18 protein-coding genes, 1 pseudogene, 1 riboswitch and 1 other annotated feature are annotated in these 23,771 nt (G+C 57.6%); of the genes and pseudogenes, 14 read left to right on the forward strand and 5 right to left on the reverse strand.

The window, feature by feature from the left end:
- Positions 1–72: 72 nt before the first annotated feature.
- The 3 genes from ilvC to ilvB form a co-directional block, all read right to left on the reverse strand.
- Positions 73–1,068, reverse strand: a complete 996-nt coding sequence (gene ilvC, locus B9A13_RS09365) for a ketol-acid reductoisomerase (RefSeq protein ID WP_084234883.1) — start codon at positions 1,066–1,068, stop codon at positions 73–75.
- On the reverse strand, positions 1,049–1,591 hold the full coding sequence (ilvN, locus tag B9A13_RS09370; RefSeq protein WP_084234884.1) for an acetolactate synthase small subunit: 543 nt from the start codon (positions 1,589–1,591) through the stop codon (positions 1,049–1,051). The genes ilvC and ilvN overlap by 20 nt, the downstream gene beginning before the upstream one ends.
- A gap of 159 nt (positions 1,592–1,750) precedes the next feature.
- Complete coding sequence (ilvB, locus tag B9A13_RS09375) at positions 1,751–3,457, reverse strand: biosynthetic-type acetolactate synthase large subunit (protein ID WP_084234885.1); 1,707 nt, start codon at positions 3,455–3,457, stop codon at positions 1,751–1,753.
- A 78-nt stretch (positions 3,458–3,535) separates the two neighbouring features.
- Positions 3,536–3,782 (reverse strand) — a binding site (T-box leader).
- Between the two features lie 846 nt (positions 3,783–4,628).
- Between ilvB and rsxC the strand changes: the two genes are divergently transcribed.
- The 10 genes and pseudogenes from rsxC to B9A13_RS14465 all read left to right on the forward strand — a co-directional run bounded on the left by rsxC (position 4,629) and on the right by B9A13_RS14465 (position 15,097).
- Positions 4,629–5,969: an electron transport complex subunit RsxC gene (gene rsxC / locus B9A13_RS09385; protein WP_084234887.1), complete on the forward strand. Its 1,341-nt coding sequence runs from the start codon at positions 4,629–4,631 to the stop codon at positions 5,967–5,969.
- 4 nt (positions 5,970–5,973) lie between these two features.
- Positions 5,974–6,969, forward strand: coding sequence for an RnfABCDGE type electron transport complex subunit D (locus B9A13_RS09390; RefSeq protein WP_084234888.1), 996 nt, complete (start codon positions 5,974–5,976; stop codon positions 6,967–6,969).
- Positions 6,966–7,541: an RnfABCDGE type electron transport complex subunit G gene (locus tag B9A13_RS09395; RefSeq protein ID WP_084234889.1), complete on the forward strand. Its 576-nt coding sequence runs from the start codon at positions 6,966–6,968 to the stop codon at positions 7,539–7,541. Before B9A13_RS09390 ends, B9A13_RS09395 begins: the two co-directional genes overlap by 4 nt.
- Before the next feature lie 30 nt (positions 7,542–7,571).
- Positions 7,572–8,168 (forward strand): electron transport complex subunit RsxE, encoded by a 597-nt coding sequence (rsxE, locus tag B9A13_RS09400; RefSeq protein ID WP_084234890.1) that lies wholly within the window; start codon positions 7,572–7,574, stop codon positions 8,166–8,168.
- Positions 8,165–8,752, forward strand: a complete 588-nt coding sequence (locus B9A13_RS09405) for an electron transport complex protein RnfA (RefSeq protein ID WP_084234891.1) — start codon at positions 8,165–8,167, stop codon at positions 8,750–8,752. The genes rsxE and B9A13_RS09405 overlap by 4 nt, the downstream gene beginning before the upstream one ends.
- A 560-nt stretch (positions 8,753–9,312) precedes the next feature.
- Positions 9,313–9,437, forward strand: a riboswitch (THF riboswitch).
- 57 nt (positions 9,438–9,494) lie between these two features.
- A complete protein-coding gene (locus B9A13_RS09410; RefSeq protein ID WP_084234892.1) occupies positions 9,495–10,106 on the forward strand; it encodes a folate family ECF transporter S component in 612 nt (203 codons plus the stop codon).
- Positions 10,107–10,414: 308 nt separating this feature from the next.
- A complete protein-coding gene (gene hrcA / locus B9A13_RS09415; RefSeq protein ID WP_084234893.1) occupies positions 10,415–11,476 on the forward strand; it encodes a heat-inducible transcriptional repressor HrcA in 1,062 nt (353 codons plus the stop codon).
- Between the two features lie 22 nt (positions 11,477–11,498).
- Entirely contained in the window at positions 11,499–12,284 is a 786-nt protein-coding gene (locus B9A13_RS09420; protein ID WP_084234894.1) for an enoyl-CoA hydratase/isomerase family protein, read from the forward strand.
- Between the two features lie 142 nt (positions 12,285–12,426).
- Positions 12,427–13,005 (forward strand): nucleotide exchange factor GrpE, encoded by a 579-nt coding sequence (grpE, locus tag B9A13_RS09425; protein ID WP_084234895.1) that lies wholly within the window; start codon positions 12,427–12,429, stop codon positions 13,003–13,005.
- 94 nt (positions 13,006–13,099) lie between these two features.
- Positions 13,100–15,097 (forward strand): annotated as a pseudogene (locus tag B9A13_RS14465) (Hsp70 family protein).
- Here B9A13_RS14465 and B9A13_RS09440 read toward each other — a convergent pair.
- Together B9A13_RS09440 and B9A13_RS09445 are read right to left on the reverse strand one after the other, a co-directional pair.
- Positions 15,084–15,629, reverse strand: a complete 546-nt coding sequence (locus tag B9A13_RS09440) for a hypothetical protein (protein WP_084234898.1) — start codon at positions 15,627–15,629, stop codon at positions 15,084–15,086. The pseudogene B9A13_RS14465 and the gene B9A13_RS09440 sit on opposite strands and share 14 nt — an antisense overlap.
- Before the next feature lie 33 nt (positions 15,630–15,662).
- Positions 15,663–16,181: a hypothetical protein gene (locus tag B9A13_RS09445; protein WP_084234899.1), complete on the reverse strand. Its 519-nt coding sequence runs from the start codon at positions 16,179–16,181 to the stop codon at positions 15,663–15,665.
- 147 nt (positions 16,182–16,328) lie between these two features.
- Here B9A13_RS09445 and B9A13_RS09450 point away from each other — a divergent pair, with 147 nt between their 5' ends.
- From B9A13_RS09450 to B9A13_RS13940, 4 genes are all read left to right on the forward strand, one after another.
- Positions 16,329–16,580, forward strand: a complete 252-nt coding sequence (locus tag B9A13_RS09450) for a hypothetical protein (RefSeq protein WP_084234900.1) — start codon at positions 16,329–16,331, stop codon at positions 16,578–16,580.
- A 72-nt stretch (positions 16,581–16,652) separates the two neighbouring features.
- Positions 16,653–17,111 carry a hypothetical protein gene (locus B9A13_RS09455; RefSeq protein WP_084234901.1) on the forward strand — a complete coding sequence of 153 codons (459 nt, stop codon included), beginning with the start codon at positions 16,653–16,655 and terminating at the stop codon, positions 17,109–17,111.
- A 243-nt stretch (positions 17,112–17,354) separates the two neighbouring features.
- Positions 17,355–18,260 carry a sigma 54-interacting transcriptional regulator gene (locus B9A13_RS09460; RefSeq protein WP_084234902.1) on the forward strand — a complete coding sequence of 302 codons (906 nt, stop codon included), beginning with the start codon at positions 17,355–17,357 and terminating at the stop codon, positions 18,258–18,260.
- A 3,749-nt stretch (positions 18,261–22,009) separates the two neighbouring features.
- Positions 22,010–23,770 (forward strand): hypothetical protein, encoded by a 1,761-nt coding sequence (locus B9A13_RS13940; RefSeq protein WP_143806937.1) that lies wholly within the window; start codon positions 22,010–22,012, stop codon positions 23,768–23,770.
- Position 23,771: the final 1 nt, after the last annotated feature.

The following is a 23,771-nucleotide window of genomic DNA, read 5'->3' on the forward strand; positions in this document are numbered from 1 at the left end:
ATGCCGGAATCGCAGATTCCGGCACTTCCCCTTTCATCCCGCCCGGAGACCGGGCAGGATACAGTACAGGGTTTATTTTCCTTCGCTCCAGATCATCTTTTCCCGCAGGTCCTTGCCCACGGTTTCCAGCATCTGCTCGGATTCCTTCTTCTTGGTGGCGTTGAAGAAGGGGCGGCCGCACTGGTTTTCCAGGATCCAGTTGCGGGCGAAGGTGCCGTTCTGGATCTCGGTGAGGACCTTTTTCATTTCCTTCTTGGTCTCATCGGTGATGATCCTGGGGCCGGTGCAGTAGTCGCCGTACTCGGCGGTGTCGGAAATGGAGTAGCGCATGAAGTTCAGGCCGCCCCGGTTCACCAGGTCGATAATGAGCTTCATCTCGTGGACGCACTCAAAGTAAGCGCTCTCGGGCTGATAGCCCGCTTCCACCAGAGTCTCGAAGCCGGCCTTCATCAGAGCCGTGACACCGCCGCAGAGGACCGCCTGCTCTCCGAAGAGATCGGTCTCGGTCTCCTCCTGAAAGGTGGTCTGCAGAATGCCGGCGCGGGCGCCGCCGATACCGGCGGCATAGGCCAGGGCGATCTTCATGGCGTTGCCGGTGGCGTCCTGATAGACGGCCACCAGATCGGGAACCCCCTTGCCCTCCTGGTACTGGGAGCGGACGGTGTGGCCGGGTCCCTTGGGGGCGACCATGAAGACGTCTATATCCGCGGGGGGAATGATCTGCTTGAAGTGGATGTTGAAGCCGTGGGCAAAGGCAAGGGCCTTGCCGGCGGAGAGGTTGGGGCCGATGCTCTCTTTGTAGAGGGCAGCCTGCTTCTCGTCGTTAATCAGGATCATGATGACGTCGGCGGCCTTCGTGGCGTCGGCCGCGGTCATGACTTTAAGGCCGGCTTTCTCGGCGATGGGCCAGGACTTGCTGCCGATATACAGGCCCACAATGACATCCACGCCGCTCTCCTTCAGGTTCAGCGCGTGGGCGTGGCCCTGGCTGCCGTAGCCGATGACGGCCACCTTTTTCCCGCTCAGATAACTGAGATCGCAGTCCTTCTCATAGAACATTTTTGCCATAGTCGTACTCTCCCTTTTCCTTATTGTCGTCGTTGATGGTATATTGGCCTCTTTCCAGCGCCACCATCCCCGTTCTGGCCATCTCCAAAATACCGTATTCCCTCAGCAGGTTCAAAAGGGCCAGGGTCTTGTCCTCGTCGCCTGTGATCTCGATGGTCAGAGAGGTTTTGCTCACATCGATGATGTTGGCTCTGAAAATGTTCGCGATCTGAATAATGGAATCCCGCTCGGGGCTCGCCTCGGCCCGGACTTTGATGAGCACCAGCTCCCGGGTGAGGGATTTCTCCGGCTCGAGCTTGCGCACCGAGATAACCGGCAGAAGCTTGCTGAGCTGATTTGCCACCTGGCGGATGGTCGCCTCCGTGCCCCGCACCATAATGGTGATGCGGGAAACCTGGGGATCGTCGGTGACGCCCACCGCGAGGCTTTCTATATTGTAGCCCTTCCGGGAAAACAGACGGGTCACCTGGGACAAAACGCCGGCGGAGTTCTCCACCAAAACCGATAATGTATGCTGTTCCATCGTTTTTCCTTTCCGCCGCCATACGGCTCGTTGTTATTTGGCTGCGGCCGACCGCTTCCGGGCCCGGAGAAACCTCAGGGCTCCCGGAACGGTACAGCTCTTACTATACAATACTTTCGGATAAAAAGATACCGTTTTTGTATTTTTATTCAGCGAAAATTACTCCAGCAGGAAGTCGGTGATGGGACTGCCCGCGGAGACCATGGGACGCACCATCTCGTCGATATCGATGCGGCACTCGATGAGGCAGGATTTCCCGGAGGAGACCGCCTTGTCGAAGGCGTCGGCAAACTCCTTTCCGGTTGAGACACGGTAAGCGTCCATCCCATAGGCCCCGGCAAGTTTGACGAAATCCGGGCCCCGGTCCAGGGTGGTCTGGGAATGCCGGTTGCCGTACATAAGGGACTGCCACTGGCGCACCATACCCAAAGTTCCGTTGTTCATGAGGACGGTGATCACGGGGATGCCGTAGAAGCTCTCGGTGGCAAGCTCGCCCGCGTTCATGCGGAAGCTGCCGTCTCCGGTGATGTGCACGACGGTGGCGTCGGGTTTTCCAAGCTTTGTTCCCAGGGCGGCGCCCAGGCCGAAGCCCATGGTGCCGAAGCCGCCGCTGGTAATGAGCTGGCAGGGTCTTTTATAGCTGTAATACTGGGCGGCCCACATCTGGTGCTGGCCCACGTCTGTGACGATGATGGCCTCTCCCTTCGTCCTGTCGTGAATCTCACGCATGATATCCCGGGGCTCCAGCTTCCCGTCGGACCGGCCGGGAATAGGTTCTCCCGCCATGGACTCCACCTGGGTGAGCCATTCCCCGTGGGAGTACTGGGGAAGCTTTTCATTGACGGCCGCAAGCACCTGGCATGCGTCGCCGATGAGGTGATAATCGGTAACCACGTTCTTGTCGATTTCCGCCCTGTCGATGTCCACCTGAACGATCTTCGCGTTTTTCGCGAAGGTGGAGGTGTGGCCCGCCACCCGGTCGGAAAACCGCGTGCCCAGGGCGATGAGAAGATCGCAGGCGGTGCTGGCCCGGTTTGCTTCCAGGGTCCCGTGCATGCCGATGAGGCCCAGGCTCAGGGGATGGTCGCTGGGAATCGCGCCAAGACCCATGAGGGTCATGGCAACGGGCGCGTCGATCTTTTCGGCAAAGGTGAGAAGCTCCTTTTCCGCCTGGGAGCGGATAATGCCGCCGCCGGCCAGGATCATGGGTTTTTTCGCCTGGGCGATCATACCCAGAAGCTTTTTGACATCCTCGCTGTCCGGATCGATTTTATGAACGTTGTGAGAGGCGCGCTCGGCGAGCTTCTTGAGCCGGCCGTGTTTGATATGCTCGGCCTTGGGAAGGGGAGTGTAGTCCACCTCGACGGTGGTGATGTTTTTAGGAATATCCACCAGGACCGGACCGGGCCGGCCGGCCGCGGCAACGGCAAAAGCCTCCCGCATGATATCCGCCAGCTCGCCTGGATTTCTCACCAGGTAGTTGGACTTGGTAATGGGCATGGTGATGCCGGTGATGTCCACCTCCTGGAAACTGTCCTTCCCGATGAGGGATTCTCCCACGTTGCAGGTGATAAAGACCACGGGGGAGGAGTCCATATAGGCGGTGGCGATCCCCGTGGTAAGGTTGGTGGCGCCGGGACCGGAAGTGGCGAAGCAAACGCCCACCTTTCCCGTTGCCCGGGCATAGCCGTCCGCCGCGTGGGAAGCTCCCTGCTCATGTGCGGTGAGAATGTGGTTGATCCTGTCCCTGTACTGATACAGGGCGTCGTAAATATTGAGGATCGTTCCTCCGGGATACCCGAAAACCGTATCCACGCCCTGTTCCAGCAGACACTCGATAACCACCTGCGCGTTTTTCATTTTCATTGCGGGCTGCCTCCTTTATACTAATCGTTTTTCCTGCTTCTCGACGGCGCACCGGGAAATAAAAACGGCCCCGTCCCTCCATAGGACGAAGCCAAACTCCGCGGTACCACCTAATTTCATGCGGAAAATCCGCATGCTCTCTGCAGCCACCAAAATGATGGCGCTCCCCCGTAACGGCGGGAACCCGGCGGAGCCTATGCGCCTTGCCGGCTTTCAGCTCCGCAGCTCCGGGAGGACCTTCCGAATTGCCTTTCACGGGGATTTCCACCGCCATCCCCTCTCTGTGCTTGCCGGGCAACCGTACTTTTCCCTTCACAGCCTTTTGCATATGGAATAGTTAACTGATATCATACCGCCGGCCGCCCTGTTTGTCAACAGGATTTCGGAAATTCCGGCATTTCTGCGTTTTCACAAAAATGGCCAAGGGGTTTTCCTGTATTTTTCAGGGTTTCGCACAAGTTCTTTCCTCATTTTCGTCCCGGCTCCCGAACCGGAACCAAAACGACCTCTGAAGCGCCATTATCGACAAAGCAGTCCTTTCTTCTTTGTTCCTTAACAGCGTCAAGAAAGAATTATACATAAAACACCACATGGCGGATCAAAAGTTCCCCCAGCGGGGAGCGCGCACCTCCCGTTCAAACCTATAGTAATCAATCTTTTAAAAAGCTTTTAAAAGAACGGGTATTACGCGCCTCCGGCGGGGATTCCTTTTTCCACTCGCCGGGAAAAAGGAACTAAAAAGCGGCGCCAAGAGGCACCGACCCCTTGGATTCCCAAAGAAGGGTACCATGGCAGGCGCGCCGCCGGAAGAACCTTGCCATAGCCGGGATAAAACGCCCGGACAACTCAAAATGCATGAACTCTTATTTTCAGCCCGCGACCAGCCTTCCGAAAACCGCTCCCAGCGGCTCAGGAAATCTGCTAAAACCAGCTCCCTGCGACACCGAAGAAGGTTAGAAAGGCAAACCGTGTTCCCCAATAGTTAACATAACACTGAAATGGCGATCGGGACACAGAAATTATGAAATACTCTTCTTCCCTGTTAATCAAATCTGGACAATTTTCCGCGAATATTGTATTCTTTACGTGTCTTGCCGCGGGCTTCGGAAATGGGAAACCGCATTTCCGGTCCCTGCGGCGCAGCCGCAGATAAGAAAGGAGGGCCGCGAATATGCTCAGTCCCGTGCGGTCGTTTTTCGGCGGCGTGCACCCGGGCGGCAGAAAAACCGCAACGGACACATGCCCCATCGAGGTCCTTCCCGCTCCGGCGCGGCTCACGCTTCCCATGTCCATGCACACGGGGCAGGCCTGTACCCCGCTGGTAAAGCCGGGGGATCGGGTCCTTCTGGGCCAGAGGATCGGGGAGGCGTCCGGGGAGGAATCCGCCCACGTCCATTCCCCCGTTTCCGGTGCCGTCGCCGCCGTGGAGCCCCGGCTCCACCCGGACGGAACACAGGTCCTCTCCGTAATCATCGACAACGATTTCAAAGACACGCCATCCGGAGAAATCCGCCCCTGCGCCGATCCCGACCGTCTTACCGCCCCGGAGTTTACGCAGCTCGTCCGGAACGCCGGAATCGTGGGGCTGGGGGGATCGGCCCGCCCCACCCATCTCAAACTCGCCTCCAGCCTCGGCAAAACGGACACCGTGATTCTCAACGGCGCGGAGTGCGAGCCCTATATCACCAGCGACCACCGGCTCCTCCTGGAGCGGCCGGAGGAGGTCCTTGGAGGAGCCAGGCTGCTGCGGGAGTTTTTCGGCGTTCCCTCCGTCATCATCGGAATCGGGGCCGACAAGCACGACGCCATCGAGCTTCTCCGGAGCAGGCTTCCCATCCGGCACAGCGAGGCGGACGTGATCACGCTGCATACCCGGTATCCCCAGGGCGGAGAACGTCAGCTGGTACAAACGGTTACGGGCCGACAGGTTCCTCCCGGGCAGTCTCCCTCCAGCGTGGGCTGCGCGGTGTTCAACATAAGCACCGCCGCGGCCATCTACCGGGCGGTGGTTTCGGGATTTCCCCTTATCCGGCGCATCGTGACGGTCTCCGGCCCGGGGATGAATACCCCAAAGGTGCTGGACGTGGCCCTGGGAACACCCTTTTCCGCCCTGGCGGAGGCGGCGGGCGGATTTGCCGGGACGCCCGGGAAGGTCCTCATGGGCGGCCCCATGATGGGCCTTGTCCAGAGCGATCTCTCCGTTCCCGTCGTCAAGGGCACCAACGCCCTTCTGGCCCTGACAGAACCGAGAGCCCGGATGCCCTCCGAACCGGTGTGCATCCGGTGCGGCAAGTGTGTCGCGGTCTGCCCCATGCACCTTGCGCCCCTGTATCTGTATGCGTATGAACAGAAGGACAACCTGGCAGAGCTTCAAAAGCTCAACATCGCCGACTGTATCGAGTGCGGCTGCTGCTCCTATATCTGTCCCGGCAGGCTGCCCCTGGTTCCGTCCATCCGGGCGGGAAAACAGAAGCTGGCGGAGGCCTCTACGGCCGGCAGGGAGGGGAACTGAATTTATGGAACCCGACAGGAATTTTCTCTCTTCTCCCCATATCCGGGCCCCGGAAGACACCCGCTCGGTCATGCTGGACGTCATCATCGCGCTGCTCCCCGCCTTGGCCTTTTCGGTCTATTATTTCGGCTGGCGATCTCTGACTCTGACGGTCTTCACCGTTCTGTGCTGCCTCTTTTTCGAGTGGCTTTACCGCCGCCTTCTCAAAAAATCCTTAACGCTGAGGGACCTTTCCGCCGTCGTAACGGGGATCCTGCTGGCCCTCTGCCTTCCCGTCACCGCGCCTTACTGGGTGGCAGCCGTGGGAGCCGCTTTTGCCATTCTCGTAGTCAAACAGCTCTACGGCGGACTGGGCAAAAACTTCTTAAACCCGGCTCTGGCCGCCCGGGCCTTTCTTTTCTCCTGGCCCTCCGTCATGACCACCTGGGCTGTCCCCATGTCCCGATCTTCCATTTTGGGAGCCTCCGCCGACGCTGTCACCGGGGCCACTCCCATGACCTTCCTCCACGCCGGTACGCTTCCCAAGGGCGTCGAGCTTTATCAGATGCTCATGGGCCAGCGGGGAGGATCTCTGGGGGAAACCTCCGCCCTGCTCCTCCTGCTGGGGGGAGCCTATCTGGTGGTCCGCCGGGTGATCCCGCTTCGGATTCCTGTGGCCTTTCTGGGCACGGCGGCACTTCTCACGCTATTATTTCCCCGGGGAAATTCTCCTCTGGAGTGGATGCTGTACAGTCTTATGGGAGGAGGCATGCTGCTGGGGGCCATCTTCATGGCCACCGATCCCGCCACCTCTCCCGTGACGGCTGCCGGGCAATGGATTTACGGGGCCCTGTGCGGCGCTCTCACCGTTTTCTTCCGTTATTTCGGCGCCTACCCGGAGGGAGTCGCCTACGCCATTCTGATCTCCAACGCTTCCGTCTGGATCATTGAGCGGGGGACCTTTCCCCGCCGCTTCGGGACAAAACGGCGGAGCTGGAAAAAGGCAGGTGCTCCCAAATGAGGCTCAGGGGAAAACGCGAAGCGGCGGCAACCGCTTTAAACAAACAGCCCGCAGTGCATCCCGTCTTCATCCTTATCGCGATCATTGCCGTCACCGTTATACTCTTGGGTCTCGTCAATCATTTCACCGCGGCGCGTATCGAGGGGATCCGGGAGGAAAGAGCGTACCGGTCCATGCTGGCGGTCCTGCCGGCGGCGGATATTTTCACTCCCGTCCCCTATACCGGTAATAAGGTCGAGGCTCTGTACGGGGCGTACTCCGGCACGGAGCTTCTGGGCCATGTGGCGGCCGTCACCGCCCAGGGCTTCGGCGGGGAGATTTCCATGACGGTGGGCGTGGATCTGGACGGCAAGGTCACCGGAGTCGACATTGTCTCTCATTCCGAAACTCCCGGCGTCGGCTCCGCGGTGACGGAGCAGGACTTTCTTTCCCGGTTTGTGGGGAAGTCCGGCACCGTAACGGTAAACGCGGGAGGCAACCGCATCGACGCTGTCACAGGCGCCACACTTAGCTCCAAGGCGGTGGCCGCCGGCGTGAACGCCGCTCTTTCGGCGGTGGCTTCTCTGGGATAAAGCTGCCCGATCCGCGAAAGGAGGAGAAAAATGAAACCACTGGGGATCCTCAAAAACGGGCTTATCACTCAAAATCCCGTACTGATGCAGCTGCTGGGCCTGTGTCCGGCCCTGGCGGTGTCCACATCCCTTAAAAATGCAGTGGGCATGGGAATTGCCGTTACGGCGGTTCTCGTTTTATCCAACCTGCTGGCATCGCTCCTTCAGAAACCGGTCCCGGACAAAATCCGCTCTCTCGTCCATATTACCGTCACGGCGGGTCTTGTCACCATCGCGGACCTTCTGATGCGGGCCTATTTCCCCGATCTTTCCGCCTCACTGGGAATCTACGTGCCCCTGATCGCGGTCAACTGTATTCTCTTTGCCCGGGCGGGAGCCTTCGCCTCGGGCACCCCGCCCCTTGCCTCGGTCCTGAACGGGCTTTTCATGGGACTGGGTTTCACAGGGATCCTCTGCGCCGTCTCGGCCGTCCGGGAGATCCTCGGAAACGGGACGATCTGGGGTGTTTCCCTTTTCGGCGGGGGATATCCGCCGGCGCTCATCATGCTCATGCCGGCGGGCGGCTTTCTGACTCTGGGCTTTCTCATGGCCGCCGCGCAGTACGCGGGAAGGAGGAATCATCCGTGAGTTTTTTCCAGCTTTTTGCCCTGGCCGTCGGCGCCATCCTCGCCGAAAACCTCGTGCTTGTGAGAGTCCTGGGCGTTTGCTCCTTTCTGGAAGCATCCAACGACATTAAAACAGGCGCGGGCATGGGAATCGCCGTAACCTTCGTCATGGGTCTTTCGTCCATGGCGACTTACCTGGTCAATTTCTTTCTTCTCGCCCCCTTTCAGCTGCAGTATCTGGAAACGGTCGCTTATATCCTGGTAATCGTGGGGATGGTGCACCTTGCGGAGCTGTTTTTCCGCAGGTATACTCCCACGCTCTACTCGTCCCTGGGCATCTGCTTTCCTCTGGTTACCGCCAACTGCGCCATTCTCGGCACGGCGCTTCTGGGGACGCAGAACGGCTATGGTTTTGTCGCTTCCGTTGTTTACGGGGTCTGCTCCGGTCTCGGGTACACCCTTGCAGTCATTTTATTTGCCGGTATCCGCCGGCGTCTGGAATTCGCCGAGTATCCGAAGTCCTTTGAGGGGGCCCCCATCGCCCTGGTCACGGCCGGGCTGCTGGCCCTTTGCTTTATGGGGTTTGCGGGGCTGAGATTCTGGTGAAATTATTATGTAAGCCGATGTGATCAACGGCAATCTGATATTCTGCCTGTAATTATGTTTTTTACGAGAGATTTGGACGGGAGCGGCGCGCTCCCCGCTGGGGGTAACTTTTCCTGCATAAGAAAAGTCACCAAAAGGATGCCAAGAGGCTCCGGCCTCTTGGAGCTCCGGAGAGGGTGTTCCTGTAGGCGCTCTCAATAACAAGTTGACTATTGGTAGTTGCGAGCGCACTGACAGCCGGGTGGCAAGCACTCTATGTTAAACCCGCGATCGGAACGTTCCGTGTTTTAGACTGTGGGGCTCATTGGGTCTGCGAAAACAAAGTCTATGCGACGGTTAAGAAGATTTTTTATCTGTAATCGAGGCTTTTCATATCTTAGTCTGTAGGGCTAGTCTGAAAAACCGAGTCCGCGCGACGTTTGAGAAGGCAGGGCTTTTCCCAACCGCAGGCCGATTTTCGGGAAAACGATCCGCGGGTTTATTTTTCTCTTGCATTTTCTCCGGGGGACGATATACTGTTAGCAGAGCGGAGCGTTTCTTACGCAGTCCGCGGAAAATTTGGCAGAGTAGGCAAACGTGTGTTTCCGCCGGGCCTTTAAGGGCCGGCAAGTGCCGGGAGAACGGGGAGTTGTCCCCCGGACGAAAAGTCGGAAGACTTGCAGTACGTTTGCCGCATCCCGCTGCCGCATACTGGAGCGGGCCTCCTCTATGCGCGCAGTTGCGAGAAAGAGGAGGTATTATTATGTCCGAAACACCCTATCTGTCTCCCCTGTCCCCTTCCTACTGGCGGACCGCCGCGGGCGAGCTCCGGCACCTGCGCATCCTGATCTTCGCTTCCCTGATGGCGGCGGCGTCCGTGGTGATGAGCTCGTTTTTCATCCCCTTCCCCATGGCCGAGAATCTGCGGATCTATTTCACTTTCATCGTCACCGCCGTCTGCAGCCTCGTGTGCGGGCCGGTGATAGCACTGCTGTACGGCTTTGCAAGCGACATTATTGGCTTCGTCATCCACCCCACCGGCGCCTTCTTTCCGGGATACACCCTGAGCACCATGCTGGGCGCCTTCGTATTCGCCCTGTTTTTTTACCGCAGGCGGATCACCCTTCTGCGGATCATTCTGGCAAAGCTCCTGATTAACGCCTTTATCAACGTCGGGCTGGGTTCTCTCTGGAGCGCCATGCTCTACAACAAAGGCTACTATTATTTTTTAGCCAAGAGCCTCGTGAAGAATTCCATCATGCTCCCGGTGGAAATTCTGATCCTGATCGCCCTGTTCCGGCTTCTTCTTCCCATTCTTGCCGAGGCCGGCCTGATCCCCCGTCCCACCGGGAAAAATACGCTGCCGGTTATCTGAAGAATGATCTAAAAGACAAAACATGGGCGGCTTTCAGAAGCCGCCCATGTTTTGTCTTAATATTTTTCCGCAATAAAAGAATCCTATATCCGCAGGCTTTGCCTGAAGCGCGGCATTCTCCTCCGGAGGCGTACAGTCCCGTGCATATCATGTATGGAGCGGTAAACCTCATGGAAAAAGTGCACAGCGGAAGATCCGTCCAATTCCTCCATATTATTTATGGTAACCACTTGACAACCGTCGGCGGGAGTGGTAAATTAACATTAGCACTCAGTTGCTTCGAGTGCTAAATCGACGAGGGTGAGGACATGTTCATCAGCGACCGTAAAAAAAGAATCCTGAAAGCCGTGGTGGAGGACTATATCCAAACGGCCGAACCGGTTGGGTCCAAGTCGATTGCGGAGCATTGCGGCCTGGACCTTTCTCCCGCCACCATCCGAAACGAGATGGCAGACCTGGAGAGCATGGGGTTTCTGGAACAGCCCCACAAATCCGCCGGACGCATCCCTTCCCCCCTGGGCTACCGCCTTTACGTCAACGAACTGATGCAGCGGCACCGCCTTTCGGTGGAGGAAACGGATAAGATCAACTCCGCTCTCCATCTGAAGATGCAGGAGCTGGACCGGGTTCTGTCCGAAGCCGGAAGGATTTTGGCTCAGCTGACCAATTACCCATCGTATGCCCTTTCTTCCGGAAAGGCGAGGATCACAATCCGCCGGTTCGACCTTCTTCTGGTGGAGCAGAGCGCTTTCATCGCGGTGGTCATGACCGACACCAATGTGGTTAAAAACCGGCTTTTCCGCCTTCCCCTCAATCTGGAGGAAGAACAGCTTCACTGTCTCGCCGCGATTCTCAACACCCATTTTGTAAACCTCACCGCCGCTGAAATCTCCTATGATACGGTACAGACGGCGGAGAGCGCCGCGGGTCCCCTGTCGGGGCTTATCTCTCTGGTGGTGAGCTTTGCCATCGAGGTCATGGAGGATCTGGAGCATTACAAGGTGTATACCACCGGCGCCTCCCATCTGCTGGAACATCCCGAATACCGCAACATTGAAAAGGCACAGCAGCTCATGAGCTTTCTTTCCGACGGAAAAGAGCTGGCCCGCATTCCGCCTCCCGACGACCGCTCCCCCATGAAGTTTCTCATCGGGCCGGAAAACCTGGCCGACGCCCTCAAGGACACCAGCGTCGTTGTCGCCTGCTACGATATCGGCGACAACATGCAGGGGCTCATCGGCGTGGTGGGACCTACCCGGATGGATTACGCCAGAGTGGCCGCCCGCCTGTCCTATTTTGCAGACGGACTTTCACGGCTCTTCGGCGGGGGCGAACTTCCCGGTCAAGGCGGAACCTCGGGTTCCAAATAAATGATACGAAAGGGTGCTTGCAATGAACAACGATATCCTCCTGAGCGTCAAGGATAAGATTGCCACCATCACCATCAACCTGCCCGAGCAAAGCAACGCCATCGCCTCCACCATGGTCAATCCCCTGCGGGAGGCCGTGGAGCAGTGCGGCAAAGACCCCGCCGTCAATGTCATCATCATCACCGGCGCAGGGAAGAACTTTTCCGCCGGCGGATCCATCGCGGAATTCAAGGGGAAAGCCGAATCGGGCGAGGGTCTGGAGGCTCCTCTGGTCGCTCAGTACGGCAGGATGAGCGCCGCCATCCGCAAGTGCCCCAAGCCGGTGATCGCCATGGTCAACGGCGCTGCCGCAGGAGCGGGATGCAGTCTCGCCCTGGCATGCGATTTCAGAATCGCCACCGAGAAGAGCCGCTTCATCATGGCTTTCATCTCCATGGCCCTTCCCGGAGACACCGGCGGGTTTTATTATCTGGAACGGCTGGTGGGTCTTGCCCGGGCTACGGAGATCATGATGACCGGCGCGCCCGTGGACGGAAAAACGGCTCTTGCCATCGGCCTTGCCAACCGCCTGGCGGAGGAAGGCCAGCTGGAGGAAGTCACATATAAATTTGCCGCCCGCCTGGCAGCCCTGCCCGGACTGGCCATCGCGAGGCAAAAGGCCATTATCAACGAATTTTTCTTCGATGAGCAGGAAAAATACACCGCCAGAGAGGGCCAGTACATGGAGGAGTGCTCCAAGACAAACGACTTCAAGGAGGCCGTCAGCGCCTTCTTTGCAAAACGACCGCCCGTATTCAAGGGAGAATAACGCATTTTTCTCTTGACCGGAACCGTCCTCCCGCCGTCTTCGGCCGGCGGGAGGCGGCCGGAAGAGCGTCCTCCCTGGGGCAAAGCTCCGTTTGCCGAAAGCGGCGGAGAGCACATCATAGGATGGAGGTTGCCAGGGAACAATGAGTAAAAAGAAAAAGGAAGAGACTCACTTGGAACAGACAAGCGAACCGATCCGGAAGGATGCACAGGAAACAAAGCCCGCGGAAGCGGATATCGTCTCCGCGGAAGCGGAACTCAAACAGGTTCTCTTAAAGTCCCAGGAGCGCGCCGAACAGATGGAGCGGGACCTGGGCGCCAGCAAGGACCAGTATCTCCGGTTGGCAGCGGAATACGACAATTTCCGCAAACGTTCCCAGAAGGAACGGGAGTCTGCCTATCAGGACGCCTGGGCGGACGCGGTTTCCCGCCTGCTGCCGGTATACGACAACCTGGAGCGGGCTCTCGGCCAGCCCACGAAAGACGAGGCCTACCGGAAGGGCGTGGAGCTGACCATGGCGCAGCTTTCGGAAATCTTTGAAAAAATGGGCGTCCGGGAAATCCCGGCGCAGGGCTCCGCCTTTGATCCCGCGTTTCACAACGCGGTGATGCACACGGAAGACCCGTCTCTGGGAGACGGCGTCGTGGCGGAGGTATTCCAGAAGGGGTTTCTTCTGGGTGACAAAGTGATCCGGACGGCCATGGTGAAGGTGGCAAACTAAACCCGAACCCAGCAAATCACGAAGCAGATTACAGAACATCTGATTATTATAAAAATATTACACTTACGTTTTTCAACAGGAGGAACAAAATATTATGTCAAAAGTAATAGGTATCGACCTTGGAACAACCAATTCCTGCGTAGCCGTTATGGAAGGCGGCGAGGCTGTTGTCATCCCCAACGCGGAAGGCAACCGGACAACTCCTTCCGTGGTGGCGTTCTCCAAAACCGGTGAGCGGATGGTGGGCCAGGTGGCAAAACGCCAGGCCATCACCAATCCGGACCGCACCATCAGTTCCATCAAGCGGGATATGGGCACCGACCGCCGCATCAATATCGACGGGAAGAGCTATACTCCTCAGGAAATCTCCGCCATGATCCTTCAGAAGCTGAAGGCGGACGCGGAGGCCTATCTGGGAAGCCCCGTGACCCAGGCGGTCATCACGGTGCCCGCGTATTTCACAGACAGTCAGCGCCAGGCCACCAAGGACGCGGGCAAAATCGCCGGTCTTGAAGTGCAGCGCATCATCAACGAGCCCACGGCGGCCGCTCTGGCCTATGGGCTGGACAAGGAAAACGACCAAAAGATCATGGTATACGACCTGGGCGGCGGAACGTTCGACGTTTCCATCCTGGAAATCGGCGACGGCGTCATCGAGGTGCTGGCCACCGCCGGGAACAACCGGCTGGGCGGCGACGACTTCGACGACTGCGTCATCAAATACCTCACAGACGAGTTTAAAAACACCACGGGCGCCCACCCGGCGAACGAAACCGCAAACAAGCACCGACCCAACGAAACGCCCCAAAAGGCAAAGATCAAGCCGCAAGACAGCAATTCCACCAACATCAACCGCCCCGACACCACGCCCCAGGCCACCAACCCCAAGCACAGGAACACCACACTCACCAAGGAGAAAATAAACCAACCCAAAACAAAAACGCAGAAAGCCACCAGGCGCACCGGAAAACACGCCAACGCCAACTAAAACCCCAAGCCCACAAACCCGAACAAGGAGCAGCTCAGAGGAAACGAAACCCGAGACCCCGCAGCGCAGGAGCCCGGAAACAAAGCAACAAACTCCCAGCCCCGCAACGGCAACAACCCAAACGAGCCCGAAACCGCAACCGACACCACAAAGGCCGGCATGCCGCCCACCGACACGAAGGCCCCGCCAATGCGAGAAGGAACGCACACGGCAACCGGAACCAAGACCAGGACCAGCACGTGCACCCCCCCCACCGAGCCCAAAACAACCAGCCCCACCAAAAACACACAGACCTCATCCACCGCAACGGACAACAAGACCACGAAAAAAGCGAACATCACGAAGCGAGAGCCACAAATAAACCCAGCCAAAAAACCACAGGCCACCGCACACATGGACAGCATCACAAAAACCCAAAAAGGCAGCACCCAAACCGAAGGAACCAGAGACATGGAAACCAACCCAATCCCAAACGCACCGGCCAAGAACACGGGCACCGGCAAACACCAGCAAACCACAATCACCTCCCCCACCAACCGACCCAAAACCAAGAGCCACAGAGCCGTCAAGAAAGCAGAACAGGGGACCGCAAAGAACACCAAACAAAAGAAAGAGGAACAAGCCCCCAATCAACCCAACAAAACACCCCACCAGTCTGAAAAAACCCACAGCGAGACGACCCACAAGCACCCCCAACACAACAAGACAAAAATCCAAACCACCAAAAACAAGCGCAAACACCACCAGAAGACCACACACGCGACCGCCAAAAAGAACCCCAGCGACCAGCCAACCCAGACGGGGCACACCACACCCGAGAAGACACACCCCAACTCCCCGCCCCAACAGCACACCCCCCCCCAAAACCCCAAACCCGGAACAGCCCGGAGAACCACCGGCACAAACAACAGACAACCTAAACAGGAACACGACAAAGACCAAAAGCCAAAGCACCACGAGAACAAGAAAGAACCACGAACACAGCAAAAGAACCAACCCACAACGCGGCGCAAAACGGAGCCGGCCTCCCCGTCGACCCACAGCAAGCCAAACAGCTTTCCCACAGCAAAAACGCGATGCCGAAGAACCGCTACGCCACAATAAGCGAGCAACCAACCACCACAGCAACAACGCCCACCGCAAACTCCCAAAAAAAAATCACCCAGACCACAATCCCGCACACAACACGGCTGACCCCCACACCAAAGAAAAAAAACACACCCAAGAACACCAGCCCGAAAGACAAAAACGCGCGAAACACCACCACCGCAGACAAGCAGCCGAAAAACCAAAATCCGAACCAAACAAAGGAAACCACAGAAAACGCTACGGAGAAAGCAACAACCGCGCAGGAACCGAAAGCACCGACTGTGAAAAAGCCAGAAACCCACACCCCCACGGAGGACGAGGAAACCAACACCACAGCCCCGAACACCCCAACAACCCACCCCAACGAGGCGAAAATAGCACCAACTCCAGCACCATCAGATCTGAACAGACAGCATACCGCCCTGAAAACGAAAGCACGCGAACGCCGAAGGACGCAGGCGACAAACACGCCGAAACAGGACAAAAAAAACGCACCAACAACCAAAAAGGCCAAGAAGGAAGACCAACCGGAAAGATCCGGCGACACAAACACACCCCCAACGCAACCGACACACCCCACTCACAAAGCCCCAAATAAAACGCCAAAGAAAAAACCAGCCAAAAAAAACGACCCACCCCCCGCACCGCCAGATCCGAAACCCACCAGAGAAAAAGAACCCGGAAGAAGCCAGCCCGCATCCACAACGGCCAGAACAGCACACGCCGCCGCCAGGCAAACGCCGCCAAGCGCAAACCCGAAAAAAACGACCTGCTCAAAAGCGAACCGGGCCAGCAACACCCATTCGAGAAGCCGCACAAAAAATCCCTCACCAGAAAAGAACCCACCAAAGGCACCCAGACGACACCGGGAGCAGAGCTGGAAAACCCAACGCAACACAAAAAGCGAAAAAACACCACACCGGAAGCCAAAAAGACGGGAAAAACCTACCGACAGCCGGGAAAGGCCACCCCCAACAACAGACGCAAGGCCCAGGGCCACCAGAAAATAAACGACTTCAGCAAAACCCCCAACAAAAGGAGACCCGAAAACAAAGAAGCCCGCCACGCCATAAACGAGACGACAAACGAAACCAAGCACGAACAGCGCAAAAGCATCTCCGAAAAAACGAAAAAACCCAACAAATCACACCACGTGCCCCCACCGCGGCCCAGACCGAGGACGGACGCGGCGTTCAGCCTCGCAAAACCACCGTCCACGACCACGACGAGCGAAAGCAGAGCGCAGGTGAGAGAAACACACAGGCCGCACCCGGACATAATCGCCCTCCCCACACCCACCACGGACCACACGCCGCCCACCACCCTCGCCAGCCCCACAACCACGAACAAAAACGAAACCGAAGAAACGAAAAAGCAGCCGGCCGCCGGACAACACACAAAACAGCAGGACCCAAAGACCCTACAGGAGGAAACGGAAACCGAAAACAAAACCACCCGCCCCCAAAAACACCACAGCGCGACCAGCCGCAGCACATAAGAGGGACAGCAGCAACCCACGAAAAGAAGGGAATAGCAACACAGCACACCCCGGAAGAGCACAGAGGCGAACATGGCCGAACAGGACCTGGCCAGCACCAAGGCACCGCACACCACCGCCCAAATCGACCCGGAAACCCGCCAAATCACCCCCAACCGCGCCCAAACGCATACCCGAACAAAAACGGCGCAGGAAACGCACCTTTGCACAGCAGACGACCACCAAAAGCAGTCGAAAGAAGCGCACACCTGGGAACACCAGAAAGCCATGGAACACACCAACACCCCCAGCACCCACCGGACCGAAACCCAGACGGCTTCAACGGCCACCACAACCCACAAAACCCGGCCAAGCCCCTCAAGCAAGCCAATGAAGCCCAGGCAGAACCCAATCAAGCACGCTCCCACAAAGCCCATCCCCGCCTCCAAAATAACCAAACCCCAGGAGGCAAGGGCACAACGGACAAACCACCAGGATACGCAGACGGCAAGTCCCACCGACCTCAACAGAAACGATTTTCACAAGATCTAACACGCAAGCAACGCCCAAAAAAACATCAGGCTGCAAAAGCCCGACGAAGAAGCCCATCCCACCCTGGACAAGCAGAGGATCTACCTGAGCAGCCCGATCCGCCCAATGCACACCGCAAAAACGCGACACATGGGAAACCTGCGCGGCGACAAAATGCTTACCCTACTATATAAATAAAACAACAACAGCCTGAAGAACCCCAACGCCGACTGGACCCAAACGAACACGGATCCCATCCAATTCATGAACTCCATACACAACCGAATCCCCACCAGCAACAACGACGGAGAACGGCACAGAAACCTCATCTACGTAAACAACAAACACGAAAAAAAGCAGCCGACCAACAAACACGAAAGCAAAAAGACAAACCCGAATTTCCTCACAAAAAACAAATGCACCAAGGACACCGCCTCAAAAAGCACGACAAACAACACAGAAACGGCAAAAATCATCCACGACGTCAGCACCCCCGCCGACCGGCACCAAAACCACAAAGAGACCGACAGCACGAAAGACCAGAAAAACGAAGAAAGCCCCTATCTGGTCAAAACCATCCTGGAAACGGACGCATTTTCCCAACACAACCCAGCCGGCATCCAAAACATGTCCAACCCGCACTACACCAAGCCAAAGCAGGAGCCACCCAACGCCAACCACAACGGCAACAACCAGGAAAGCACCCTAAAGGACCATAAAAACCGCAACACCTCCAAAACCAACAACACCCACTCAAACACACGGATCTCCGACGAACCCCCCACCCGCAACGAACTCAACGAGCCAGACCAACACAAAAAAACCGCAAGCGCAGCCGACCCAAACCCGCACGTCAGCTGCGCCAACCTTACCAACAAGCCGCTCAAAAGCGAGAAGGTAGGACAGGAAAAGAACCCGACGACCCGCGCCATCAACACCGCCAAAACCGCACAGATCGAACCCGCCGACAGGAGCACGCGCACCACCGATAAAAACCACAACATGCCCCCGCCCATCCAGAGCAAACTGCCCCGCACCCAGCAGAAAAAAACCCTCATCCGCACCGGCGACAGGCACGCAAGGCCCGCCGACATCCGGCTCACCGCCGCAACAAACGAACATCTCACCCAGTGCGACACCAAACGAACCGGAAGCGCCAACCCCAACTAGCACACCAACGGACTTCCCAGCCGAATCCCCCCCCGCACAGACCGAAGAAAGCACAGCACACCATTCGCCAAACATTCTCACGGGGATTTTTCAAAAAAAGACACCAACAAAAAGCAAGCAAACGACCACATCCACGCCCACCGCCCAACCCACGAACAGAACGCCAAGCCCCGGCAACCACGCAACGCCACAGAACCGAGACTGGACAAAAGAAACCCAAACGAAAACAACCACAACAGGCACCCGCACAAAAACCCGCCCCCCAAGGAAGACAGGCCTCAAAACCGCAACCACCGCCCCGAGGACCAGGCCCACGAACCCGCCACGACCACGCACCGGACCGGAATCGAACAGAACGACCCCGCACCCAACCCAGATACGCCCCAAAAAAACGCAGCAAACCCCAAGCAGAACGCCCAAAACCGTGCAATTCACAACCACAAAAGCCAAGAACACAACAAAAAACACCACGACAAATAAAAAAACCACGGAACGCACAACACCGCCAACGAAGTGTCAGACCCACAAAAAAGCACACGGCTCCGAACCCACAACCCGCTCCGAAACCAGAACCAGCCCCGGCGCTACAGCAACCCCAAAGACGGGCAGCAAACGAGCGTCCCGCACGACTCCGACCACCGCAGACAAACCCACACACCCGCAACCCCCCACAACAGGCACAGCGACCGCAACAACAACCACGGAAACGCCCCCCGCCAAGAACTGGACCACCGCAACCTCTACCGAAAAGGCGACCCACAAATCAACACCCGCCGCTCCAAACCCCACACAACGCATCACCGGAGCCGGGGCAATCCCCAGAGCCGCCAACATAGACCGGAAGCCGGCGACCGCTACAACACGGTGTACGAAAAGCACAGGCCCAAAAGAATAAAACAAGAAGATATCCACACAACGCTGACAGATGACCACGGCGACCCCACCACCCGCAGCCCCCGAAAAAGCCCGAAAACACGCGGCGATTAAAAAACAAACGTCTGCAGCACAAACAAGGCGAGACGCAGACACCCGAAAGCCCCGAAAAACCACAGCGCAGCCAGGCGACAGCCCGAGCCCGGCCCTCCCCACAGCGCGACCGAGGGAGACCCCGCTCCGCCACCGCCCCACCAAAAAAAAGAACAGCCAACAAAGTCCCCCGCACCCGGCCCGGGAGCCGACCACAGGACAAAAGCCCCCAAAGCCCCCGGAGACAAAACAACGCCAAGAGCCGGGCACCACACACCCGGCCCCGGCCGGCACGGCGGACAGAACAAAGCAGAAACAACCGCCCGAACACGCAAGGCCAAAGCAGAAGGCACCAAAGCCGCCGCAAACCACGAGACCCGAAAAGCGAGTAAAAAGAGCACCAAACCCCGCCACGCCCAGCGCCAAGAAGGCAAGGCCGAGCCCCGCCGAACACGCGGCAACGCCAAAGCCGCATCCCGCAAACACCGCACAAAAAAAGAAAGAGATAAGCGAGAAAGCACACAAGCCACCAAGCCGATAGGGAAGCTACAAAGCAAGGAGAACCACCGGAAACAGTCCCCGCCACAATGGCCAGGCAAAGAGTCCCGAACGCACATATACCCACAACAAGCCGACTATTTCACTAGCTCCAAACGCGCCCACACGCGCCCGGAGCCCCGCCGGATACACAGTCACCGTGAAGAACAGGAAACCCCCCCCCACAGAACCATGAAAAGGAACCATGCACCCGTCAAGCGACAACCCTCACAGGCGAAGGGCACCGAAGAAGCACAAGTTGAAAAAGCGGCCGAACAAAATGCCAAGACAACTAGATCAAAAAACAGAACCGGAGAGAAACCCGCACAAATATATGACCATTTCCCCCAACAGAACTCAATACAAGACCCCAAGAACGCGCCAAAACCCCAGCAGCACACAGCCACCGCCATCCCAAACCGAGCCCACCCGGAATACAGTTTCCCCACACCCAGCACGATCCCACAAGGACAATCGCAAAAACAGCCGCACAGAAAACCCGCCCAGCGACGTACCAGCACACGACCCCGCGAGCCAAACCGCTCCGGCCCAACGACACCCGCAAAGACCAAAAACATATAGCCGCGACAACAAACAAACAAACGCCACCCCTTCCTACCGAACCAAACCGCCCCAGCCGCGCTCCGCCCAGATAAACACCACCGGCCCCAACGCCCCGGCACCCCCCCGGCAGACTGGGCCTCAACCCGGGCAACACCACGCACCCCGAATCCCCCAAAGCCCACACAACCTCATCCCCACAGCCGACCTCACAACAGCCCGAACAAAAGCCCCAGGCACCCCCGGGTACGAAGAAGCAACCAACGCCGGCCTCAAACCGCACAACCAAGCGCAAAGGAAAGACCGCATAAAAACTCCCGGAGAGCCGCAAAAAAGAACCCCAAACCACAGAAAAAGAGAAGACCCGGCAGCTCCCAAAAAGCCGAAAACCAGCACAACCGATATCCCCAAGCCCGGACATGACACCGACACAACAGCCCCAGACGACCGCAAAAGCGAAACGAACGAACCGCAAGCCCCGTACCCCCCGCCACCTCCCGTAACGGCAGACCACGGTCCAGCCGACGACACCCTCAATTACAACACCCGCAAGCACCATACACACCGACGTCGCCGCACAGACAAGAGGTATATGAACACCAAAGACGAAAACACAACCACAATGCAGATAAAACAAGAAAAACAGTCGGGGAGCACCAACCACCCCCCCGGGACAACCATACCCCTGCTCGAAGCGGCTCCAGCAGGAGAGGAATAGGAAAAACACACACGGTACGAACACCGCCCCCCGCCCGAAATAGGCCCAAAAAACCCTCCACCTCCGCCCCCAAAACGCCCTGCACGCCCCCGCCCGCCTCCCCCGCCGACAGAAAAGCACAACCCAACCCATGCAGCAGAACAACCATCCTCCCGCACGCACACACCCTGCAAAAAAAGAACCCAATGTTATGCAACCGCACAAAAAACGAAACTCCGCCAGGCAATTGCAACAGTCCGACGCAAGACACCAAGAACGAGCCCTGCCCCCATACGTCCCCATCCATCCCAGAAACCCAAAGCCCATTAACCAGTAAAAAAGCACAGAAGCCAACCAACACGAAATCCCAACAAATCCGTCCGGTTTGTGAAAAACCCCCTCCCCCCCACCAACACAGAGGACAAAGGGAAAGCAAGTACCAAAGCAAGCAACAAAGGCCCAGCAACCTATAAAATAGGACCAACAAGGGCGGGGAAGCAACCCCCCGAAAACCAACCAAAAAGGAGAAAGAGCAAGAGGAAAAAAAAAAACAGCACAAAACCGACCCAAAGGCTCCCGCCAAAAAATGACCCGAAGACCCAAAACGCCACGAGAACCAACTGCCAGAAACCACAAGAAACAAGACAGATCCGAAAGAAAAGCAAGATAAGACGGAACCGGAACAAAACGCAGAACCAACCGCAGAAGAAATAAATCCAGAAACAAAGCGACCCCAGAAAACCCGCAAAACACACCCAAACGGAAGGCGGGACCACCCAACAGAACGCATTGCGCAAACCGGAACCAAAATCCAAGGTCCAACGCAAAGATAAACCGCACCAGGCGGCCAACCCCGCCAACCCACAGCGACCAAATCCAGCAGCAACCGCAAAACCCCCGACACGTGAAAACCACCCAAACAGACCCAAAACGCGCGCACACCAAACGCCCCCCCCTAGGCCACCCGAACACCACGGCGCCCACCGAAATGAAAGACCCGCCCACAACCATCCAAAAGGCAAACACAACCCCAGCCAACCACCCCGCCGTGAACGCCAGCATCAGGGCCCCCCGCAAAGAAACGCAGGAACCGGAGAGCTCCAACAACGCCACGCTCAACGCCGCAAGGCAAAAAGCCACGACAACCAACCAGCACCCACAGAACAGCCCGCAGCACAACTCGCACCAGAACCGGACGCAGCCAAACAGAACGACCCCCGCGCCCACCAGATCCATAGATCCCCAGAAAAACAGGAAATCCACCCAAAACGAACAGTTGAACCTCGCCGTAAGCCCGGCGCAACCCGACTCCAGACACAGCAAAGCAAACCACACAGCCGCGGCCCCCACAGCACACCCCAAAATCGCCACCGCCGACCGCGAACAGCAGGACAGATTCACCATCAGCCACAAAACCAACACCGACACTACAGAAAAAGCATCGACCACCGACGGTCCCACAATAAAGCAAAATAAAAACCAAACCGGAAAACCGAAGGAAAACATCAAAGCAAGGCAAACCGACACCACCACCATTACCGCCGACCGGGAAGAGCATCCCGATACCAGAGCGCAAAGCCCGCAACCACAGCACCCGCCCAACAACCGAATCCACCCGCGAACTCAGCAAAGCCCCAAACAAACCCCACCAGAAACCAGCCGCACAAACCACACGACCGGGCCACCAGACAGATGGCCCACAGGGCCGCAGCCACCAAAACGGGACAGCAACCCGAACCCAGGTCCCGCCGACTACAAAAGGCAAGAACAGAAACCGGAGCACACCCCACACACGAAACAAAAAAACACCACGCCACCAACACCGCCGAACAGGGTTAAAAAAAGGTACACACGACCGGCAGAAAACCCGAAAAACCCCAACCCACCAACAATCCCAGCCTTCACAAGTGACCCCGCCACGAAAGACCCAGAAAACACCAACGCAACCGAGCCAACCCCCAGGGCGCCCAGAACCCAGAAAAAAGAAAAGCCGAAAGCAACGCCCGGAGAAAGGAGAGGACCTGCCACGAGCGGACGCGTCACCACGCCAATATGCCGGACTCCAACCCCATCCCGCTGCGCAGACCCCGTGACCCTGATAACCCAGAAGATCTGCCACATCCATAGGCTGCACCGCTGCTCAGTCACCAACCCACCGAGCAATCCCACCGGCGATCTCCAGAACGCCAATACCAACCACCCGAGCCACATCAAGGCCACCAGCGGCCGCAACATAAAACCCCGCAACCGCAACCGACGCCCACTGCACGCTAACCGCGAGGAGAGCAGCCAGCGGCTCCTCCCCACCGGCAACACAGGAGGCAATACCCCCCACCACCCCGGAGTCGTACTCCAGGGAGAACGCCCACCCAGCCGGACCCACCACACAAACAACGAAGAAACACACCGCAACACCCTCAGACATAGCGCCAGTCTCCATGACATAACCGCCGAACTGGAAAAAAACCGAGCTTACAACCCTCGCAGGGCACACAGGCACGCAACAGCGCGCACCCCCACCGTCCGCAACCGCCAGCACGCCCTACCCGGACCCATCAAACACATCACACCCAAAGGCCTCGTCCAGCACCCGGTCAACACGGCCAACAACAGCACCCAAACTCAGGGCCACAAAGCCCCGCGGCAAAAACTGGAGATACACAGAAAATACAATACAACCAGAGGAGTCAAAAGCCAACAGACCGCAAACAAAACAAAAGACGTCCATATCAAGAAGGACGAAAAGTAGA

This window comes from Papillibacter cinnamivorans DSM 12816 (assembly GCF_900176335.1).
Classification (GTDB): domain Bacteria; phylum Bacillota; class Clostridia; order Oscillospirales; family Oscillospiraceae; genus Papillibacter; species Papillibacter cinnamivorans.

What these genes read in the sequence shown, in the direction of transcription:
- ilvC (WP_084234883.1), bottom strand. Translation starts at nt 1,068, where the DNA reads ATGGCAAAAATGTTCTATGAGAAGGACTGCGATCTCAGTTATCTGAGC.
- ilvN (WP_084234884.1), bottom strand. Translation starts at nt 1,591, where the DNA reads ATGGAACAGCATACATTATCGGTTTTGGTGGAGAACTCCGCCGGCGTT.
- ilvB (WP_084234885.1), bottom strand. Translation starts at nt 3,457, where the DNA reads ATGAAAATGAAAAACGCGCAGGTGGTTATCGAGTGTCTGCTGGAACAG.
- rsxC (WP_084234887.1), top strand. Translation starts at nt 4,629, where the DNA reads ATGCTCAGTCCCGTGCGGTCGTTTTTCGGCGGCGTGCACCCGGGCGGC.
- B9A13_RS09390 (WP_084234888.1), top strand. Translation starts at nt 5,974, where the DNA reads ATGGAACCCGACAGGAATTTTCTCTCTTCTCCCCATATCCGGGCCCCG.
- B9A13_RS09395 (WP_084234889.1), top strand. Translation starts at nt 6,966, where the DNA reads ATGAGGCTCAGGGGAAAACGCGAAGCGGCGGCAACCGCTTTAAACAAA.
- rsxE (WP_084234890.1), top strand. Translation starts at nt 7,572, where the DNA reads ATGAAACCACTGGGGATCCTCAAAAACGGGCTTATCACTCAAAATCCC.
- B9A13_RS09410 (WP_084234892.1), top strand. Translation starts at nt 9,495, where the DNA reads ATGTCCGAAACACCCTATCTGTCTCCCCTGTCCCCTTCCTACTGGCGG.
- hrcA (WP_084234893.1), top strand. Translation starts at nt 10,415, where the DNA reads ATGTTCATCAGCGACCGTAAAAAAAGAATCCTGAAAGCCGTGGTGGAG.
- B9A13_RS09420 (WP_084234894.1), top strand. Translation starts at nt 11,499, where the DNA reads ATGAACAACGATATCCTCCTGAGCGTCAAGGATAAGATTGCCACCATC.
- grpE (WP_084234895.1), top strand. Translation starts at nt 12,427, where the DNA reads ATGAGTAAAAAGAAAAAGGAAGAGACTCACTTGGAACAGACAAGCGAA.
- B9A13_RS09455 (WP_084234901.1), top strand. Translation starts at nt 16,653, where the DNA reads ATGGCCGAACAGGACCTGGCCAGCACCAAGGCACCGCACACCACCGCC.
- B9A13_RS09460 (WP_084234902.1), top strand. Translation starts at nt 17,355, where the DNA reads ATGAACTCCATACACAACCGAATCCCCACCAGCAACAACGACGGAGAA.
- B9A13_RS13940 (WP_143806937.1), top strand. Translation starts at nt 22,010, where the DNA reads ATGAAAGACCCGCCCACAACCATCCAAAAGGCAAACACAACCCCAGCC.